The 20390-nt window shown below is 38.1% G+C and carries 13 protein-coding genes and 1 pseudogene; all 14 read right to left on the bottom strand.

The features are described 5' to 3' along the window. Positions 1 to 234: 234 nt before the first annotated feature. The 14 genes and pseudogenes from GX497_17800 to GX497_17735 all read right to left on the bottom strand — a co-directional run bounded on the left by GX497_17800 (position 235) and on the right by GX497_17735 (position 20325). Complete coding sequence (locus GX497_17800) at positions 235 to 1809, bottom strand: TolC family protein (protein HHY75033.1); 1575 nt, start codon at positions 1807 to 1809, stop codon at positions 235 to 237. A 74-nt stretch (positions 1810 to 1883) separates the two neighbouring features. Then, positions 1884 to 4256, bottom strand: a complete 2373-nt coding sequence (locus GX497_17795; GenBank protein HHY75032.1) for a copper amine oxidase N-terminal domain-containing protein — start codon at positions 4254 to 4256, stop codon at positions 1884 to 1886. 729 nt (positions 4257 to 4985) lie between these two features. Continuing rightward, positions 4986 to 5396: an Rpn family recombination-promoting nuclease/putative transposase gene (locus GX497_17790; GenBank protein HHY75031.1), complete on the bottom strand. Its 411-nt coding sequence runs from the start codon at positions 5394 to 5396 to the stop codon at positions 4986 to 4988. A gap of 504 nt (positions 5397 to 5900) precedes the next feature. After that, positions 5901 to 6113 carry a hypothetical protein gene (locus GX497_17785; GenBank protein ID HHY75030.1) on the bottom strand — a complete coding sequence of 71 codons (213 nt, stop codon included), beginning with the start codon at positions 6111 to 6113 and terminating at the stop codon, positions 5901 to 5903. An 884-nt stretch (positions 6114 to 6997) separates the two neighbouring features. Beyond that, positions 6998 to 8020: pseudogene (locus GX497_17780) on the bottom strand (Rpn family recombination-promoting nuclease/putative transposase). A gap of 321 nt (positions 8021 to 8341) precedes the next feature. Next, on the bottom strand, positions 8342 to 9268 hold the full coding sequence (locus GX497_17775; GenBank protein HHY75029.1) for a PD-(D/E)XK nuclease family transposase: 927 nt from the start codon (positions 9266 to 9268) through the stop codon (positions 8342 to 8344). 566 nt (positions 9269 to 9834) lie between these two features. Next, positions 9835 to 11388: a DUF2927 domain-containing protein gene (locus tag GX497_17770; GenBank protein ID HHY75028.1), complete on the bottom strand. Its 1554-nt coding sequence runs from the start codon at positions 11386 to 11388 to the stop codon at positions 9835 to 9837. A gap of 116 nt (positions 11389 to 11504) precedes the next feature. Continuing rightward, complete coding sequence (gene fabZ, locus GX497_17765; protein ID HHY75027.1) at positions 11505 to 11936, bottom strand: 3-hydroxyacyl-ACP dehydratase FabZ; 432 nt, start codon at positions 11934 to 11936, stop codon at positions 11505 to 11507. A 350-nt stretch (positions 11937 to 12286) separates the two neighbouring features. Next, a complete protein-coding gene (locus GX497_17760; protein ID HHY75026.1) occupies positions 12287 to 15562 on the bottom strand; it encodes an efflux RND transporter permease subunit in 3276 nt (1091 codons plus the stop codon). Next, positions 15559 to 16782: an efflux RND transporter periplasmic adaptor subunit gene (locus tag GX497_17755; protein HHY75025.1), complete on the bottom strand. Its 1224-nt coding sequence runs from the start codon at positions 16780 to 16782 to the stop codon at positions 15559 to 15561. Before GX497_17755 ends, GX497_17760 begins: the two co-directional genes overlap by 4 nt. A gap of 193 nt (positions 16783 to 16975) precedes the next feature. Then, positions 16976 to 17866, bottom strand: coding sequence for an Rpn family recombination-promoting nuclease/putative transposase (locus tag GX497_17750; GenBank protein HHY75024.1), 891 nt, complete (start codon positions 17864 to 17866; stop codon positions 16976 to 16978). A gap of 336 nt (positions 17867 to 18202) precedes the next feature. Beyond that, positions 18203 to 18553, bottom strand: coding sequence for a DNA-directed RNA polymerase subunit beta (locus tag GX497_17745; protein HHY75023.1), 351 nt, complete (start codon positions 18551 to 18553; stop codon positions 18203 to 18205). Between the two features lie 62 nt (positions 18554 to 18615). Further along, positions 18616 to 19449, bottom strand: coding sequence for a flagellar hook-basal body protein (locus GX497_17740; protein ID HHY75022.1), 834 nt, complete (start codon positions 19447 to 19449; stop codon positions 18616 to 18618). Between the two features lie 12 nt (positions 19450 to 19461). Further along, positions 19462 to 20325 (bottom strand): flagellar hook-basal body protein, encoded by an 864-nt coding sequence (locus GX497_17735; protein ID HHY75021.1) that lies wholly within the window; start codon positions 20323 to 20325, stop codon positions 19462 to 19464. Positions 20326 to 20390 lie beyond the last annotated feature (65 nt).

Below are 20390 nucleotides of genomic sequence, written 5' to 3'. Positions count from 1 at the left end.
TGGGTTAGATTGTGCTAGAGGGTACGGTCTAAAAAGCATGTCCATACAAGCAAAATTAACTGCATTAGCAGTAAATTTAAAGAGGATAGCAGCTATACTATCCTCTAAAAATCTCTTTATATTAATCGTTTTACAAGATTTATTATCATGCCAAACAATTAATGGATGTTTATTTGAAAATAAGTTAAAAAATGGTTGCCTTTTTCAGTGGTCTCAACCTGTCCCCATGTCCCGTTACATTCCGCCTGCGACCCATGGTTTTTCGTAGGCCATTTTTAGGTAGTCTAGCTGGGCGACGATGTCATACATTTGTTGTTTGATTTGATCGACTTGGAGCTGTGCTCCTTGGAGGTCGATGGCGATGCCAAGGCCAGTGTCGAATTTAACTTTCGTAAGTTTTAATGCTTCTTCTGCTTGAGTAAGTTGTGTTCTTAGGATTTCGTATTGTGATTTGAGAGCGTCGATATTATAGAACAGCTTTCTTGTTGTTTCTTCTAATTGTTGTTTTGTTGTTTGTTTCTCGTATTCTTTAATGTTGACGTCGATTTTTCTTGATTTGTACGTATCACCCGCGGCTGGGTTATTGAATGTGTACATATCTACATTTAAATTGGCAAGATTAATTTGTTGGTCAGCTAACCAAACGGCTGTACTATCTCTTAATACTCGCGCGACCTGGATATCAGCACTTTCTACTTCAAATTCTTCGAATGGCGGAATATCCGCTAATGTATAGCGGTTTTTTTGATTGAACCCTACTAATATGTTAAGGAATTCGTAAGCATCGTTGATGCTTTGTTCAGCTACGTCCCGCTTCTTTTTTAGTTCTTTTAATTTATTTTCAGATTGGGTCAAGTCAAAGTTGCTGACCATTCCTTGATTTCCTTTTAAAGACTCAATTTTATGCTTTTGTTCTTCATAATCTACTGCTGCTTTGCTAATTTTGTATTGTTCTAGAGACCGATGAACTTCGTTATATGCTTTTTTCACAGCATAAGTAATCGATTCTTTCGTAATTTCTTGTTGTTTTTGTGCCATCTCGTAATTGATGGTTGCTTGGTGATAACCTGTAAATGTATTTCTTATTATAGCGTCTTCAGCGGATAGGCCGTATCCAGCTGGAATTTCACCAACGTTATCTTCTGCTCTTTTGAACAGTTCTTCAGCTTTGTCTACCTGAGCATTTCCTGCTTTGACTTTGCTGTTTGTTGATAGAGCAAAATTAACTAAATCCTGTAGTGTGTAATCGACATTTTCCTTATTGGTAGTCGTTTTCGTTGTAGAAGGCTCTGTTGAACTTGATTTTGCATTAGTATTAGTGTTGGTAACGTTTGTAGTGTTCGTATTCGTAATAGTTAATTGTTCCTGTTGTTCTGTTTCTAATTGGATCGTTACTGTTTTCGTTTTAGCATCCCAATTCACGTTTGCACCTAATGATTCACCAATAAATCTGAGTGGTACCATTGTTGTATTATTAGAAACTAATGGCTCTTGTAATAGTTTGATTGGTTTGTAGTTTACAAAAGCATCTTTTGAGTTCAGTTTCAGTTCGATTGTATCGTTGCCTTTAGTAGCGGTAATTTTCTGTTGTTTGTCGTCCCATTTTACTTCTGCGCCTAACTCTTCAAATATTGCCCGCATTGGTACTAGTGTAACATCGTTGTACATCATTGGCGGCTCGGCAAATACTTTTTCCTGTCCATTTATTTTTAAATGAAGCGATTGATTATTAGTGTCTGCAGAAGCAATGGTGGATGTGCCCAGGCTAAGCAAACTTGCAGCTAGTAGTGAAGACATGACTTTTCGCAAATGAATCAACTACTTTCTTTGTTGGATTAAAAAAGGACCCCCTAATGGAGGCCCTTTGTATTAGGGTATTGCAATTATTTTACTGTAGCAGTTTGAGTAGTTTGATCCCACTCAACGTCACGACCTAAAGCTTGAGCTACATAACGTACTGGTAATACTGTACGTCCATTTACAGTCTTAACAGGAACATCCATAGGGATTATTTGGCCGTTAACTGATAATGTCTTAGAACCAAGTTTAGTTGATGCAATGCGGTCGCCTTTTAAGATTGTTACAGTAGCAGTTGCATTGTCATAAAGAACGTCTTGAGCTTTAACACCTACAGCTTCAGCTACATAGCGAAGTGGTAAGTAAGTGCGTCCGCCTTCAACGAATGGAGCAACGTCCATAGTCTTAGTTTCGCCAGCTACTGTGTAAGAAGTAGAACCGATTGTGAATACAGCTTCACCTAAAGTCGCATCAGCTGGAGCAGGAGTGATAACTTTAGCAACTACAGCTGTAGCAGCTGAAGCATCTTCCCATCCTTTTGTGTCATGACCGTACTGTGTGATTACGCCATCTTTCTTTTCTTCTGAATTCCATTCGTTAACTGCATCGCCTTTAAGCTTAGCAATTACATCACCAACAGGAACTGTACGGTCTAATGTTAGATTTAATCCTTTAATTGTAACTTCACTTGCTTCTGTGCTATCTGCAATTATTCTAAATTGAATATATGATTCTCCATAAACAGGATTGTCATATGTTGCATCAGCAATCACTAAGTCACCTTTTGTTACTTTCACTTCTGGTCTAGCGGCTACTTTTACACCTTGTGGTAATGTCACTCGAGCATATTGATGATCCGTTCCGTCACCAAACGCACTAGCAACTACTTCTTTAATTACAAGGTCCGCAGTTGCTTCTTGACCTTGTGAACCGATAATAACATCACTTAGGTTAGATGCTGTCATTGTGAATGGTTTAATAGCTTTAGCGATTGTAACACCTTTAATGCTTACACCAGCACTTCCAGCAATATCTGCCTTAACATCGCCTTCATAACCTGGCTTCACGTAAATATTTAGGCCAGTAATTTCTGCAATAGAAGGATCTTGGTCTTCGTGGCGAAGTACATCTCTTCCATTATTCTTTGCAGCTTCTTTAACTGTAAGCTTTAATGTACGACCATCTGAACCTATATATTGAATATTGCCTTTGTCAAATGTCGCACTGCCAGCTGTGTAGTCAAATTTCACTTGACTATTTGTTTCATCTCTATCCCAACGAGCGTATTCTGGTAATGTAATTGTAACTGTTCTGCCTGGAATCCAAGTGTTTACAAGTTCTTCTTTAAGAATAACTTTGCCTAGTTCTTGTTCTTTCTTTCCAGATAAAACTTCTTTCACTTCTGCAACTTCTGTAGCTGTTTGATAGTCACCGTATTTACCAACAAGTAGTTCGCTAACATCGGCATCAATACTACCTGATACAGTAGCTTTTACATCACCTTTTTTAGCAACTCTTTCATCATCTACTTGGAATTTTAATTTTGAAACTTCAAGCAAGGCAGCTTTAGCTGCTGCTGTGTTATATGCAGGAATTGTGATTGTTAATTCTCTGTCGCTAGATCCTAAACTATAGCTAACGCCATTAAGTTTTCCATTTCCTCCTAATACTGGATCAAGGTTTTCCTTATCACGAGAATCCCATTTAAATCCGCTAGGTAATTTCAACTTAATTGTACCTGAATTACCGATATTAGCTGAACTTAATGCACCTGCTACTGACTCGTTAAGTCTTAAGTCGAATTCAAACTTATTGTTTGATGAGCGAGTATTTTTTGCACTTAATTGTAATTCACCTTTGCTAGTAGCAGTGATTGCTGCACCACTAATTTTAGGGAATGCTGAGTTGTTAGATACAAGTGTGTTGACAGTAATGTCACCAGTGATTCCTTGAACTTTACCGCGAACATCGAGTACGATTGCTAAATCTTTTGTAAGTTCTATTGCATCGTTACTAGCAGGTTGGGTAAAGCCAGTATTACCGGTGTTAGTAACAGCTCCACCATTATAAGTAACTTTTACTTGGTTAGTGTTTCCGTTTGAAGCTGTTATAAACTCAAATTGGAAAGTATCTGCTGTTGTCGTACCTTTATACGCTCCTGTAAGTGCTTTATCATCAATTAATACTTTTGCAGAGCTATAGACAGGCCCTTGGTCTAAATCTACTTTGTTTGACAGTTCAAAAATGACACTATCGCCTGCTCTTAAGATTTGGTTCTTGCTTACTGTAAGCTGAATTCTAGCGATATTTTGATCTTGGTCAGAGTTTCTATCGACTGTATAACTTTCAAGTACTTTAACTCCACCTTGACCAGCTGCATCAACTGTCGTTACTGCTACTGGAGTAACAACGCCAGCTAATAATGCTGCTGAAGTCATAACTTTTAAAGTTTTATTCATGTTTTGTTTCCTCCCTATAGTTAAATGAATTTTATATTTAAACTAAACCAAAAGGACAGCTTCATATGTATGAAGATTACTAGAATTGCCCTCTTGGGTTAGTAAATACCGAGAAAAAGAGTTCCATTTTGTAGTATAGTACCGAATTTTGTAAAAGTCAACAATCTATTTTTCTTTCACTATACTACTCTTGTGATTCAAGTAATTTACCTTTTTGTTGACACAATCATATTATAGGACGATTGTACTGCAATATGCAACAAATTTCTGTATTGTTACATAATTGTAATATTACTTGGATTTTTCTAAGGATGCCAGATTGGCATTTTGAGAAATTAATTGGGTTCGGGCTATGCCAAGCCATTTGTTTGGATTAATCAACCCCTGATAACCAATATGTGGAAGGTCGTGCATTTCATGTTTGTAATTCCTTTCACATTGACTATCTGTATTTGATTATAGGTGAAATTATGCTAAAAGGATAGTTAAGGTTTGCTTACTTTAGTTACAGGTGTGTTACAAATGTTGTGGGGATGGGACAGGGGGGGACAGATTTTGTGTCCCAATTTATTGCCCTTTCATCAGTGGGAGTAGGCGGATAAGAGTGCCAGACCCTCTGTAATCTGCCCTTCGCCCTATGGGCGTAGTCCGTGAGCCCGCTCTGTAAAAATATATTCGCGTCGAGTATTAGACGTGTTTTGATGCGGTGAAAATAAAACGGAATTCATCTTAGTAATCCTTCTCAATATTTTTTGTAATTCTAATATTTTTTTCAATTGTAAAACCTGTGAATTCAGCAATCGTTTCAATTTCAATGCCTTTTCGAAGAATTTTCACAGCTATTTCGATTTTACCTTCTGCTTTGCCTTTTGCTATTCCTTCTAACCAACCTTCTTCTCTTGCCCCTTCTTTAAACGAGGCCATGTCTTTCAAGGTTTTTTGTCTAATTTCATACTCGTATCTATTTTCTGGGTTTTGGCTTATAATTTCCAATCTATTCACCGCCTTTTTTATTATCGGATGTTTGGAGGCCATGATTCTCCACTGTCCATCATCTTCATTTGAAAAGAATTCAATCCATTTAGCTAGTCGATCGTTTTTGTCAAGTTCTCCTGCTTGATGCAGTTTTTCAAAATTCATTCATTTCGATAAAGTGTAGTTCGGGTATACTTGCGTAAGAGGGGCCTGTTTCTTTAAATCTTCTTGTTGGTCATTCATTTCAGGCGTAGTGTTGTGGACCGATTACCATACTCACTTAAAAATATATCCCATTCAAGTACTTGACATGTCATGGGACGTTGAAAGGGATATAACTTTGTCTTCATACTAAATACTATGCTTTTTGAATAGCTAAACCATTGTCATTCCCCTAATTAAGCTATTAATAATATATTATTAATCTAGTTCATAATTTGAGGTAATTTCCAAACAAGATCTCCTATAATAAATTCTTCATTCTTAATTAGCATATTTAAAAAGTGGTCATTATAATTTCTTGAACCTTTGGCAAAGGGAACAATTTACCGGTTTAAAATCCAACTATTTGAATTTTATTCCATATTTAGTCTGATTTTGAGCAGACTTCACCCTTGACTGAAAAAATACATTTTTTTCAGTTAGAATAGCCCTAATGTTTGGGGTTATTCAATCTGGAGTTTTTGAATTTGACCCAATACGTTCCAAAAGAACTTCTGATATAGAAACACGGTCACAAAATAATCGTTTTGTGGTTTGTAATTCATAGCTATCTTCATATCTATATTTCTTACTATGTGGCTGTAAATCTCCCTGTACAGTTTCAATTGGTGGTGATATTCGATTCGCCAAAATTTCAACTTTTGTATCATAAAACATCATTAATACCCCACCTTAATTTAGAATATACATACAATCCTGTTAGGAGCACTTTTTGGGGATGAAAATGATTTAAGTCCCTCTTCTTTCTATAAACAAAAAAGTAAGCGACGCTTACAACAAAAAAGAGAAGTATGAACCAATCACACTTCTCTCAAGATACTTTTTTACGTTCTTATAATTTTCTTCAACCTATTCCACTAAATATACCCCAACCACACACTCTAATTTTTTCATCCACTGTGCTATTTATATGCTATAATTTTTCCAAGTACAATTCCATACAGCTCGCAGGGGCGGTCGGCTCATCCCCATTAGAAAGGGGGTGAGAATATGGTGTCATATGATGCGGCAAATTTAGCATTGAATTTCAGTATTTTTACGCTAACACTACTCAGCGTAATTATTGCGCTATTGACACTAAACAAAAAGAAATAGACCTCCTCTGCAAGGGTAAAGGTCTATTTCATGACTAATTTTCCACTGAGCTGTACTGCTCTTGCAGCGTTGAATTGTACAAGCCGTTTGGGATTGCCGTCCCAGCGGCTATTTTTTATGATAATCTTAATTATATAATATTATACTACACGGTAATAATCAAAATATTTTTACTTGGCTTCCCTCAAATATATCCCAACCACGCACTCAACGTGTCACAAGACGAAAGGGACAGGGGGACAGGTTGAGACCACTGAAAAAATCGAGCCATTTCAAACTTATTGTCCTAGAATGACTTTTATTGTCCAATAAGAGTCATTTATTGTCGAGATTAGGCAACTTATTGTCCGCCCAAGGCCATTTATTGTCCAATTGCCATATATTTGAAATATATATGCATTATGAAAGCTACTTTTTCAGTAATATGGGACAGGTTTCCTGTCCCGTTATTAATGGATATATCGTCTAACTTCATCAAGATGCTGAATAGAGAAGATATTCGTTAAGATAAGCTGGAGGGTTGGTAAATCCGCCTGTGATATTGCATCCTTCATATCTTGTGGTAATGCACCCAGTTTATTGGTTAATTGAAGTAGAGCCACCTCCGATAATGCTTCCGTTTTTCCTAATTTCCTTCCTTTTTCTAAACCTTTCTCTAATCCTCTTTCTAACCCTTTTTCCATACCTTCTTCTCTCCACATTTCCGCTAAAGTCATGGCTAATTCGCTCCCTTCCACATAATTTTCTTCTAATTTCTGAATCATTCGTTCAACGTCCGATTTCGTTAAATCCCTCGCAACACTAAAAATATATCGCATCATCGTTTCTAAATAACCAACACCTGTTTGTTTGTCTTCCAAATCAATCAAATAATAAAGGGCATTATGAATGGATTGGCGAAGGGCTTCGCCGTTTTTTGTTAGCATATCACGTAAAAGTGTTAGCATAATGCGTGTTTGCGCGGATCCTTTTATATTTTCATCCGTGTAAAGGGAGATATCGTAAATACTGGAGGTTTAGCGCATACACTCTCACTTTTTCTGGTAACTCCTCATAGCCATGTAAAAGCCCTCCTAAACTAGACGGTAGCGTCCATTTTTGTTGTCCATGATAAAGGACGAGCGGAATGATGATGGGTAATTCTTTTACATGTTCCTTGTTTCGTTTGTATTCCCAAATTTCAACCATGTACTTCAACAGCTGAAAAGGAACCCCTTTGTCAAGATAACTTTTATGTTCAAACAAAAAGTATAAGTAGCCTTCTTTGTTACAAATATCAACCTTGAACAGTAAATCAGAAAAACTTCTTCTAACTCTGGGTTAACAAAACTGTCTTTTTGCGGTTCCAATGTGTTCAAATCGATTACTTGTCTAATGTGTTATGGTAAGTAATAGGTGATAAAATCCTTTGCTGTCTCAATGTTTCCCAATGATTCTTTAAAAAACTTATCGTGTGGATTTTGAAGCTTCATTTGCGATTCATCACCCTTCGCACCCTAGTATTTATTATTTACTATTATACAATGACGACCAATTTGATGCCAATAGCGCTCATTTGAAGAATTAGATCCTTTAATTTCTCAAACTGATATTTTCCCGTTAGCTATCGTTTTCTGGTGCCTGTCACCTAGCGATGTGCACCTTTCTTTGTTTGAGGACGTTAACTTCGTTTTCGTGAATATATTCGGTTGGAGTTACGTTGCAAGATGACAGGCACCTAGGACGATTATTTTTGCACTTTTTTCTAAGCAAAAAAAAAGAGGGTCGTGGGCCCTCAAGTAGCGGAATTCATCTTAATGGTCCGTCTTCAAGTTATTTTGTAATTTTAATAGTTGTTCTTCTGTGAGTCCTGTGAACTTGGCGATAAAGTTTAAATCGACCCCTTCGCGAAGCATTTCTAATGCCACTTCAAGCTTACCTTCGATTTTTCCTTCTGCTTTGCCTTTTGCTATTCCTTTTAACCAACCTTCTTCTCTTGCTCCTTCTTTAAACGAAGTCATATCCTTTAGGGTTTTCAATCTTATTTCATAATCATGTCTGTTTTCTGGGTCTTGGCTTATGATTTCCAATCTGTCCACCGCCTTTTTTATTATGGGATGTTTGGAGGCCATGATTCTCCACTGGCTGTCATCTTCATTTGAAAAGAATTCAATCCATTTGGCTAGTCGGTCGTTTTTGTCAAGCTTTCCTGCTTGACGCATTTTTTTAAATTCTTTCATTTCGATGAAGTGTAGTTCAAGTATACTTGGGTAAGGGGTTCCTGTTTCTCTCTCTGTTAAGTGGTAGATGCTGTGGTAATTTTTTTGATTAAAATAGTTGAAATCAAGTAGATTGATGGCTGTTGTTTTACGGAGTTTTTTGTAATTATCACCATCATCGAGTTGTTCTGCGATTAGCTTCGCGCAATAGAATAATGATCTTTTATCCATATTATATTGATTTTCTAGCTGCATTTCAATGCTGATGATGCCCATGCCAGGAATTTGTGCTTTGATATCTAGGATGGAGGCTTTGTTTGTGAGATGTTCTTTCTTTAGATGTGGGTTTTTAAGATGAACATTAGGGATACTTTGGCCTTTTGGCACTTGGAATAAATCGTTTAAGAAATGGATGAGCAGTTCTTTTGATTGCTTGTTATCAGTACCTAGTAAAAGCTTGAAGACAAAGTCGTTTTTCGGAAGTAGCCAAAAAGAATGACGGGGTGGCATCGTGTTTTCCATTGATTATCATGCCTTATGGGGCACCAAACAGGGGGAATAAGCGGCTTTTTTCTTTCTGTAATTTATGTGCTATAATTTTTTAAGTACAATTCCATACAGCTCGCAGGGGCGGTCAGCTCATCCCCATCAGAAAGGGGGTGAGACAATGGTGTCATATGATGCAGCAAAGCTGGCATTAAACTTTGGTGTATTTACATTAACACTTATCGGCGTAATCTTTGCGCTATTGACACTAAACAAAAAGAAATAGACCGCCCCACCAAGGTAATGGTCTATTTCTTGATCAAAAACTTTTATAGCTGTACTGCTCTTGCAGCGTTGAATTGTGCCAGCCGTTTGGGATTGCAGTCCCAGCTGCTTCTTTTTTATGATTATCATATATATATATTAATATACATATGGGAAATAATCAAAGTATTTTTACTTGGCACGGCTTCTCCAAAAATGTCCCCTCCATGTACTTAATATGTTATGGTGATTAAATTTTCACGTTCTATTAATTTGATTTTATTAGACATATCAAATTATCATTTATTTCGGGACAGGAAACCTGTCCCCCTGTCCCATCAGGAATTTGTTAGTTCCTTTTTGATTGTTTTTGCATCCATACCCGGTTGTAATCTTTGATAATAAAGGATTTTTATTAATTGTTTGTCTAGGTCGGTTAATGTTTTTGGTTTATCATCGTTTTGATAGAAAATGCTGTTTTCATATTTCCATGATTCATGCAGTAGGCCTAATGATTGGGTGATTTTTTTTCTGATAAAATAATCACGTTCTGTTTGGTTTAGTTCGTTTTCAGCGATTAAAATGACAGCTTTGTTTAATTCATTTTTAAAGTAGTTTTTCGCTAGGCCTTCTTGATTCCATACGTATAGTTGACCGTAGTCTTCATCGTTCGCTTCGCTAAAGCGGTATTCGAAGTCATTCAGGCGGATAAAATACAGTTCGACGTTCGGATTTTCATTTTGAGCAACTACCGAAATTTTGTCTTCATTAATTAATTGATTTATTTCATTCGCTGTTGACTTAATTGTGGCAAGATCAGCTACTGTTGGATCTCCTAAGACTGTTATTCGCATTTTATCATCCCAACGTTTTAGTTTATTCGTTGAGCTGCCAGTGGCAATTTCAATAAAATAATTGATTTCTTCCTCAGTAAATGTTTGAACGTCGTATTTTTTTAATAATGTTGGATATTCTTTGTTCTTTGGATTTAGTTCAATCGCTTTTTCAATATCTGCTTTAGCATTTGTTTTGTCGCCTTTTGCATTGAAGTATAAAAAGGCGCGGTTTACGTAATAATCCTCTTTGTTTGGATTTAGTTCAATTAATTTTGTGAATAGTGGTAATGCTTCATCGTAGTTGACTTGCTTTAAATGATAGTTAGCAAGTTTCTCATATGCTTGTTCGTGTTTATCGTTCAGAGTTGTTGTTTTCTTGTAATCTTCGATTGCTTTGTCGGCTTGGTCGAGAGCTTCGTAGATTAGAGCTCTATTATAATAGTAAAGATAATTGGATGAATCTAGGTTAATAGCTTCGTTGATTTTTGCTAAGGCTGTTTCGTATTTTTTGTTTTTCATTGCTTCTTGTGATTGGAAAGCGACAAATTCAGCTTTTACGATTTGTTGGTTTGGTTGTGTGCTTGCTTCACCTTTTTGTTGGTTGTTTTGATTGCTTGGTTGTTCGCTCGATTGGGTTGTGATTTTTACTGTTTGTGTTGCTTCGTCCCAGTCTACTCCTGCACCTAATGATTCACCAATAAAACGAAGTGGAACGAGTGTGTTTCCGTTTTTTAGCTTAGGTGGTGTGGTTAGGCTGACTGTATTATTATTGACTGTTGCTGTTTTTGAGCCAATATTAAGTGAAATTGTTTTGTCTTCTTTTTGAATGGTGATTTGTTGGTTTTGAGCGTTCCAGTTGACTTCGGCTTGTAATGATTCGAAGATACCTCTTAGTGGAACAAGCACGCTATTATTCTCTTTAATTGGTGGTTGTGAGTATGATTGTTTGGCTCCGTTTACTTCAACTTGGATTGGGCTGGCTGCATTTGCAGTTGATTGACCTAGTGTGGAGCTTAGTAATATAGCAGAACTTACAATAGAAATAAGTTTTTTCAATGGTTCTCATCCTTTCTTCAATATGTGTCTTTTATTATATTTCTATATTATTTTGGGATTTCCTTTTATTTTTCTTAACATTTTCGTTCACAGTATTTACCATTCCCTCTTGTGAGTTACTGCTTTTCCCCTAATGCAAACATAATCTCCGTCTCACAAACTAGCTCACCATCAACGGTTGCTGTGGCTTTCCCTTTGCCTATCTTTCCTTTGGCTCTGGTGATTTCCACTTCTAAACGGAGTTGATCGCCAGGGATGACCTGTCTTTTAAAACGACAGTTGTCAATGCCGGCAAAGAAGGCGAGGCGGCCTTGGTTGTCAGGAAGTTTCAGCATCGCTACTGCCCCTACTTGTGCTAACGCCTCCACGATCAGGACGCCAGGCATGACTGGGTATTCAGGGAAATGGCCGTTGAAAAAAGGTTCGTTTGCTGTTACATTTTTGATGCCGACTGCCCGTTTTCCATCTTCAACTTCAAGCATGCGGTCCACTAATAAGAATGGATAGCGGTGTGGGATGATTTTTTTTATTTCATTAATATCTAACATATGTATTTGGCTCCTTTTTGGGTGGATTTTAGGTAATTATAGCATAAATCACCTATGCCAAACATCTTGAAGCTATCCAATGATTGAGTGATTGGCCATTTGTTCTACTTATTGTCTAGTTCAGCTTATTTAATGTCCGCTTTGCCCTATTTATTGTCGGATTCCGCAACTTTATTGTCCAGAATGAATGCTTTATTGTCCAATCACCATTTATAACCAAATGATTAAAATTTTCGGTTGGGCACCTGTACTTGACGTTGATTGTTAGAACAAAAAAGAGGGCTTTCGCTTCAGCCCTCCTTCCATCATTGAATTGGTACTTTTCAATTATTGGGACAGTGTACCTGTCCCTACATCCCTTTCACGTCATCCGCACTTTTTATCATATAACCTTTATTGTTACGGTGTTTGATTTGGGCGCGTTTTGTTTCAACCATACAATATAGGACTGGAATGACGAATAAGGTTAAGATTGTTGATGCAATTGTTCCGAACATTAGCGAAATAGCCAGCCCCGAGAATATCGGGTCGAATAAAATGACGATAGCCCCGATGACAACAGCAGAGGCAGTTAGGATAATGGGCTTGGCGCGGACGATTCCCGCTTCAATGACTGCATCTGATAGTTTAGCCCCTTCCTTTCGGCGCATGATTGTAAACTCTACTAGTAGAATAGAGTTTCTTACAATGATACCTGCTAAAGCAATCACACCAATCATCGATGTTGCTGTGAAAAAAGCTCCGAATAGCCAGTGGCCTGGTATAACACCAATTAATGTCAACGGAATCGGCGACATGATGATTAAAGGTGTAATAAATGATTGAAACCAGCCTGTCACTAATAGGTACATGACAATTAACGCAATAGCAAAAGCAATCCCTAAGTCACGGAATACTTCATAAGTGATTTGCCATTCGCCATCCCACTTCATCTTAATATCATCCTCAAGCCATGGCTGGTGGGTGAGATATTGTTCGATTTTCGTACCGGATGTTGTTTTAATTGCCCCGATTTGATCCCACATTTTCGCCATTGAGTAAGCAGGACTTTCTTCATAGCCAGCCACATCACCGACAACATACGTAACACTTTGCAAGTTTTTCCGATAAAGCGGTTGTTCAACCTCTCCTTCTTGAATGTCGACGAGTTCACCAAGTGGAATCAGCCTACCAGCTACGGTTGGAATTTGAATACTTTTGATATCTTCAAGACTCGCACGCTTGCCTTTTTCTGGTTGGATTTTGATTTGCACTGGATTCAATTCATGCTCTGGATGAATTAATCCTACGAATGCACCATCCATCATCATTTGAATTGTCTTGACGATTTGATCGTCACTAATGCCATTTAGCCTTGCTTTTTCTTTAATAGAAAAGCGATATTCTGTCTGGATATCTTTCATGTACGTATCGACGTCAACAACACCTTTTGTTTCTTTAAAAATTTCTTCTGCTTGACGGGCCACGGCAAATTGTTCTTTGCGGTCATTACCGTAAACCTCTAATACAATCGTCGATAAAACTGGTGGTCCTGGCGGTACTTCAACGACCTTGACATTGGCATTATATTCAGCAGCAATTTTTTGAATATCAGGACGGATTCGTTTAGCAATATCATGGCTTTGATCTTTACGATTTGTTTTTTCAACTAAATTGATTTGGATATCCGCTTCGTTTTTATCTGATCGCAAATAATAATGGCGAACAAGCCCATTAAAGTTAAACGGCGAGGCCGCCCCAATATACATTTCATAATCAGTTACTTCATTAATCGAAGAAATGTACCTACCAATTGCTTTTGTAGCTGCGGCTGTCGCTTCCAGCGTCGTACCTTCTGGCATATCTACGACAACTTGGATTTCACTTTTATTATCAAAGGGCATCATTTTCATTGGTACTGCCTTCGTATAGAAAAAGCTGAATGAGCCTACTAGCAAAGCGATAATACCCAGTAAAAATACAAATCTTTTACCTTTATTATGAACCATCTGCTCGATGACTTTGGCATACCATTTTGAATAGCCTTTTAAGTTGGTGCGTTCAAATGGCCGCTCTTCATGACCGGGTGCTTTTTTCAAAAAGCGATAGGCAAACCATGGTGTGACGATAAACGCTACTAAGAGAGAGAAGAACATCGCCACAGAGGCATTAATCGGAATCGGTGCCATATATGGCCCCATTAAGCCACCAACAAAAGCCATTGGCATCAATGTTGCGATAACAGTAAAGGTTGCTAGGATAGTCGGGTTGCCAACTTCATCAACGGCTAGGATTGCTGCTTTTAATGGTTTATGCTTCCCTTTTTGGAACCACCGATGAATGTTTTCAACAACAACAATGGCATCATCAACAAGAATCCCAATCGCAAAAATAAGCGCAAACAAGGTGACGCGGTTTAGTGTATATCCATACATTTTGCTTAAAAATAGCGCTAGCGAAAGTGTCACTGGGACAGCAATTCCAACGACAAGCGCTTCACGAAATCCTAGGACAACACCAATTAAAAGCGTAACAGACAATGTTGCAATGAGGAGGTGCTTAATTAATTCATTTGCTTTTTCCTCCGCTGTTTCACCATAATTCCGTGTTGTTGTCACTTGAATTTCTTGGGGGATGACTTTTCCTTTTAGGTCTTCAATTTTCTTTTCTACATCATTGGCTATCCAAACAGCGTTGGTGTTCGGTTTTTTCGATACGGCGATTGTGACAGCTGGAAAGATTTCACCTTGGTCTTTTTGGATATGTTTTTCTTCTGCCATAGGGCCTGTTCCAAGGAGGACGTAATTGTTTACTTCACTAGGCCCATCCTTTATGGTTGCTACATCTTTGATATAAACTGGACGGTTTTCAAAAATTCCAATGACTAGATTCTCTATTTCGCTTTTGTCTTGAATGTATTGACCTGTTTTTACTTTAAATTCTTTATTTCCTTTGTCAAAATTACCTGAGGGCAAGGATATATTAGCTTGCCTAATCGTTTGTTCAATTGCCATCGGCGATATGTTGTAGCCTGCAAGCCGGTTTGGGTCGATTTGAATAAGGACTTCCCTGTTCAGACCCCCGATGACTTCAGTTTTCGAGACATTTTCAATTTTGTTCAGTTCATCGGCAACAACATCAGCTACTCTTTTAATATCATAGTGGGTAAGCTCATCGCTCCATAAGGTATACGATACAATTGGGACATCGTCAATTGTAATCGGCTTGACAAGCGGATTCGCTGCCCCTTCAGGAAGCTCATCAATATTAGACATAAGCTTATTGTATAGCCTCACTAAGCTTTGATCTAAATCTGAGCCTACTTTAAAGCGTGTGATAAAGTTTGCCATCCCAGGTGTTGATGTTGCATAAATATATTCGATGCCATCGATTTCCCATAGCTTCTTTTCCATCACCTTTGTGATGCGATTTTCAATATCTTCCGCAGTATGTCCAGGATAGGCAATATAAATATCGACCATTGGAACGGATATTTGTGGTTCTTCTTCCCTTGGTGTATTTAATACGGCAAAAACGCCGAGTAAGATTACAGCAATTACTAATAATGGCGTGAGCTTTGAATCAATGAATGCTTTCGCTATTTTACCGGAGAGGCCGATTTTTTCGTTGTCATAATTATTTTTCATTCTGTAGCCACCACCTGTACTCCATCCTTGACCCTTTCAATGTTGGATGTGACGATGCGTTCGCCTTCATTTAGCCCGCTAAGTACTTCTACACTTTGATTATTTTCTTCTCCGAGCTGTACATAGCGAAGATGAGCTATACCTTGTTCATCAACAACAAATACTGCTGTCAATTGTGACCAATAATAGATAGCCGTTGTTGGTATGAAAATTCCCTTTTGATCGGATTCTGGAAATACAGCATAACCAAACATGCCGCTTTTTATATTGACTTCCTTTTGCGGAATTTCAATCTTTACTTTAAAGGTGCGGCTAGAAGGGTCAATCTTCGGCGTAATTTCAGCTACCATACCCCGTATGGTTTTCTGCAAAGCGTCGATGGTGACAGGGATTATGTCACCGATGTTTATCTTCGTTTGTTTACGTTCATCGACATATACTTCTAAGTAGTATGGTGCCTTTTCTATTGTAACTAGTGGCATACCAGGACTGACCATATCCCCTTTGTCAATATATGTTTCTACAACAATACCGTTAAACGGCGCTTTAATCGTTGCGTCTTGAACGTTTATATTAGCTAAGTTGTAGGTAGCTTCTGCAACTGCTTGGGACGCTAACACTTCTGTGCGGTTCGCTTTTACTGTTTCAAGCTGTGCTTCTACCTCAGCCACTTGAGATTTCGCTGCAAGGTACGCTGTCTCTGCCTCATCTTTTTCTTGTAGGCTGGCACCACCTGCTCCATACAAACTATTCACGCGCTGATAGACTTTTTCCTTTAGAGCTAGGTCTGTCTGTGCCTTTGTCACAACAGCCTCTACTTGCTTGATTGTTTCATCAATACTGTTAATCTTTGCTTTTACAGTATCAATATTAGCTGCTACTTGGCTTAATGATGCATTCGCTTTTTCATTGTTTAAAAGCACTAAGCTTTGACCCTGTTTAACGATATCACCACTTTTGACATTAATTTCTCGGACATCTGCCATAATCTCTGCAGCTATCTTCGCACTTTCGTCAGACACCGTTGTTCCATATACCTTATTGCCTGTATTATATGTTGCGGTGCTTACTTCTCCTATTTCTACTCCGTTTACTTGCTCAAGTGGTGTAATCATTTTCGTTCCTGGTTCCACCTTTTCTTTAAAAACCCCGGATAAAAGTAATAAAAATGCTGTTACTGGAATAATTAAAAATACAATGACCTTTAACCAACCCTTCATTCAATCTCCCCCCATGGTTAAATTTCTCGTATACCATTATGGGTATATTATAATTTATTTATATTTCCGTCAACAAATAAATTTGAAGAAGGAAGGGAGTTTTATAGGAATAAAAAATAAAGTAGAGGCTGACTCAAAAAGTCGTATTTAACGAACTTTTGAGTCAGCCTCTTTTCAAGTAACGGAATTCATCCTAGTGATCCTTCTCGATGTTTTTTTGTAATTCCAATAGTTCTTCTTTAGTAAAGCCTGTGAATTCTGATATTGTATCAATTCCAATACCTTTTCGAAGCATTTTCGTAGCTACTTCAATTTTTCCTTCAATTTTTCCTTCATCCTTTGCCCCTTCTTTCATTGAAGTGATATCTTTTAAAGTTTTTTGTCTAATTTCATAATTCCATCTGTTTTCTGGATTTTGGCTTATAATTTCCAATCTTTCCACCGCCTTTTTTATTATTGGATGTTTGGATGCCATAACTTTCCACTGGCTATCATCTTCATTAGAAAAAAATTCAATCCATTTTGCTAATTGGTCATTTTCATCAATTTTTCCTTCTCGATGCAACATTTTAATTTTTTTCATTTCGATAAAATGCAGCTGCAGTATGTCGGGGTAGGGGCTTCCTGTTTTTTTCTCCGTTAAGTGGTAGATGCTGTGGTAGTTATTATGATTAAAATAATTGAAATCAAGTAGAGTAATGGCTGTTGTTTTACGAAGTTTGTTATAGTTATCACCTTCGTCTAGTTGTTCGGTGATAATCTTTGCACAATAGAATAGTGATCTTTTATCCATATTATATTGATTTTCTAGTTGCATTTCAATGTTGACTATACCTATGCCTGGAATTTGTGAGCGAATGTCTAAGATAGAGGCTTTGTTTGTAAGGTGTTGTTTGTTGAGGTGTGTGTTTTGGTGATAAACATTGGAGATGCTTTGACCTTCCGGAACTTGGAATAAATCGTTTAAAAAATGGATAAGTAGTTCTTTTGAATGTTTGTCATCACTGCCTACCAGCAGTTTGAAAACAAAGTCATTTTTCGGGAGTAGCCATTTGAGGGGACGTAGTGGTTTTTCATTCTTCACTATTATCGTGCTCCTTTCGAGGATTGGAAAAAAGAGGGGATGTTATGTTCATTTTTATAATACCAAAAGTTTGTTATTTTGGACAGGGTGATTATGCTTGTGCCTGGGAATTACTCAAACATAACAGAGGGTCTGGAACCTTTGGTCATTATTTATTGTCCAGTTCAGCTTATTTATTGTCGGATTCCGCAACTTTATTGTCCAGAATGAATGCTTTATTGTCCGACCACCATTTATAACCAAATAATTAAAGTTTTCGGTTGGGTACCTGTACTTACTGTTGATTGTTAGAACAAAAAAGAGGGCTTTCGCTTCAGCCCTCCATTTTACCGAAACCTATTTATTATCAGGTGTATCTTTGACAACTAAATCAACCAAACGCTCCCATGTTGATATTTTCAAAGCATCTATCGCTTTTCCATCTCCAATAACGCCGTAGCCAAACATCAACCCTGCTGTCATGCTGATGACTAAAAGAACTGCAACAATGATGAGGCGTAGCCAAATGGGAATAAGACGTATTTTTGGCCGTCCTTTTTCTATAGATTCTGTTTCTTGACTTTGCTCTAAAACTTGCTCGGCATTTTGCTTTTGAGCCCGTTCAGCGCGTGCGATTACTCGTGCTTGTCTCCGTTCTTGGCGCGTTTTCACTTCGGCTTGCCTTGCATTGTCAAATCTACTTGTCATTGTTGTAGCCCCTTTTTAAAGCTTTTATTACTATATATCCATATACAATAGAAGAAACTAGACTATCTTAAGTTCGCAACAAGTCCAGCCATTTGGTCAGCAATCGAAATTGACTTTGCGTTGAACTGGTATGAGCGCTGTGCTGTCATCAGCTCGGTCATTTCCGTCGCAACATCAACGTTTGACATTTCTAATGCCCCTTGTTGAATGGAGCCGTCCTCATCTTCAACCAATTGATATACTTCGTCCTCTACTAAGTTTAACTGTTCAAGGTCAGGTAATGCATATTGATTATCGCCCGTTGAAAGCAATAACTGCGGGCGCAGGATTTGGACAAGCTGTAGTTGCCCAACGTATTCTTCCGTATTGTCATCGTATGTTACGGTGATTTCGCCTGCATCCGTAATCTTGATGTTTTTAAAATTCTCTGGAACGGTAATCGGGTCGCCATCTGTATCGACAACAAAATCTCCATTGCTTGTAACGAGATACATTTGACCATCTTCATCCGGCGATAAATAAAAAGCACCATCCCGTGTATACCTTGTTGCGAACTCACCATTTTCATCAACTAATAGTTCAAAAAATTGATCTGGTTTTGTTAGCGCAAGATCTAAAGGACGATCTGTTACTTTGATGGCGCCTTGCTCCATTCTCAAGTTTGTTTCTGAAAGCTTTGCACCAGAGCCTTGGCGAATGCCGTTCGGAGTGCGGCGACCGATTTCTTCGTTTGTCCTTGGTTGATTATTGATTTGTTGGAATAAGAGATCATTAAAGCTTGTCTCCCTTTTTTTAAACCCGTTCGTATTTGAGTTGGCAAGGTTATGACCAATTGTATCTATTTTTTTCTGAAGCTGCCCCATTGTTACGGTTGCTGTTAACATCGCACGATTCATTGATCATTCCTCCTAGCTAATGCGGCCGATTTCATTAACCGCTTTTTCTAAACTTCGATCATAGGCTTGGACAATTTTTTGGTTAGCTTCAAATGTTCGGTATGCCATCATCATTTCCGACATTGTTTGTTCAAGATCTACGTTCGAACGCTCAATAAATTTTTGTTTTACTTGAAAAGTGACTTCTGGATTGTCAAAAGCACTTGGCAATTCCTGCGCTTGTCCTTGAGCTCCTGCCACTGGCTCTACGCGGAATAAGCCATTTCCTTCTTTCACAAGCTGATCCGGGTTTTCAGCATAAGCGATTTGGATTTGTTGACCAGTATCTTCGCCATCTTCGAAAAATCGGCCATCAGCTGTAACCATAAAATCATTTCCATTAATCATGATTGGATCGCCGTAAGTATCAACAACATAGAAGCCATCTGTTGTTGTTAAATAGCCTTCACCATTAATTGTAAAATTACCATTTCTTGTATAGCGCGCTTCTCCGTTTGCATCCAAAACTTGAAAGAATAACGCCCCTGGGCGGTTTGTTTCCGGATTAATAGGGAGATTGCCGTCCACTAAAGCAAGGTCGGTTTGATTACCGGTTTCTTGGAGGCCACCTTGCTTAAATTTAGGGAGTGCTTCTTGCATGTAAACACCCGTATTGATTGGACCAACGGTATTGATTCCTTTTAGCTGGTAGCGCTTTTTGACAGGTAAGGTTTCAGTATTCATGCTTGTAATGAGCATTTCTGGAAATGCCCTTAATGACCCTTGGTCCGCTTTAAAGCCGGGAGTATTGGCATTGGCAAGGTTATTCGTTAACATTTCTTGGCGGCGCTGCTGTGAAATCATACCTGCAGCTGCCGTATAAAAACCACGAAGCATTTCAATCTCTCCTTTTGCTATGTCGTTGTTCGAGCGCCGGTCGCTGACCTAGTGACCAAGGGTGC

The sequence above is a fragment of the Bacillus sp. (in: firmicutes) genome (genome assembly GCA_012842745.1).
In the GTDB taxonomy this organism is placed as follows: domain Bacteria; phylum Bacillota; class Bacilli; order Bacillales; family Bacillaceae_J; genus Schinkia.
Note: the sequence above shows the minus strand (reverse complement) of the source record. Positions and strands in the feature narration are given on the sequence as shown.

What these genes read in the sequence shown, in the direction of transcription:
- GX497_17795 (HHY75032.1), bottom strand. Translation starts at nt 4,256, where the DNA reads ATGAATAAAACTTTAAAAGTTATGACTTCAGCAGCATTATTAGCTGGC.
- GX497_17790 (HHY75031.1), bottom strand. Translation starts at nt 5,396, where the DNA reads ATGAATTTTGAAAAACTGCATCAAGCAGGAGAACTTGACAAAAACGAT.
- GX497_17785 (HHY75030.1), bottom strand. Translation starts at nt 6,113, where the DNA reads ATGATGTTTTATGATACAAAAGTTGAAATTTTGGCGAATCGAATATCA.
- GX497_17775 (HHY75029.1), bottom strand. Translation starts at nt 9,268, where the DNA reads ATGGAAAACACGATGCCACCCCGTCATTCTTTTTGGCTACTTCCGAAA.
- fabZ (HHY75027.1), bottom strand. Translation starts at nt 11,936, where the DNA reads ATGTTAGATATTAATGAAATAAAAAAAATCATCCCACACCGCTATCCA.
- GX497_17760 (HHY75026.1), bottom strand. Translation starts at nt 15,562, where the DNA reads ATGAAAAATAATTATGACAACGAAAAAATCGGCCTCTCCGGTAAAATA.
- GX497_17755 (HHY75025.1), bottom strand. Translation starts at nt 16,782, where the DNA reads ATGAAGGGTTGGTTAAAGGTCATTGTATTTTTAATTATTCCAGTAACA.
- GX497_17745 (HHY75023.1), bottom strand. Translation starts at nt 18,553, where the DNA reads ATGACAAGTAGATTTGACAATGCAAGGCAAGCCGAAGTGAAAACGCGC.
- GX497_17740 (HHY75022.1), bottom strand. Translation starts at nt 19,449, where the DNA reads ATGAATCGTGCGATGTTAACAGCAACCGTAACAATGGGGCAGCTTCAG.
- GX497_17735 (HHY75021.1), bottom strand. Translation starts at nt 20,325, where the DNA reads ATGCTTCGTGGTTTTTATACGGCAGCTGCAGGTATGATTTCACAGCAG.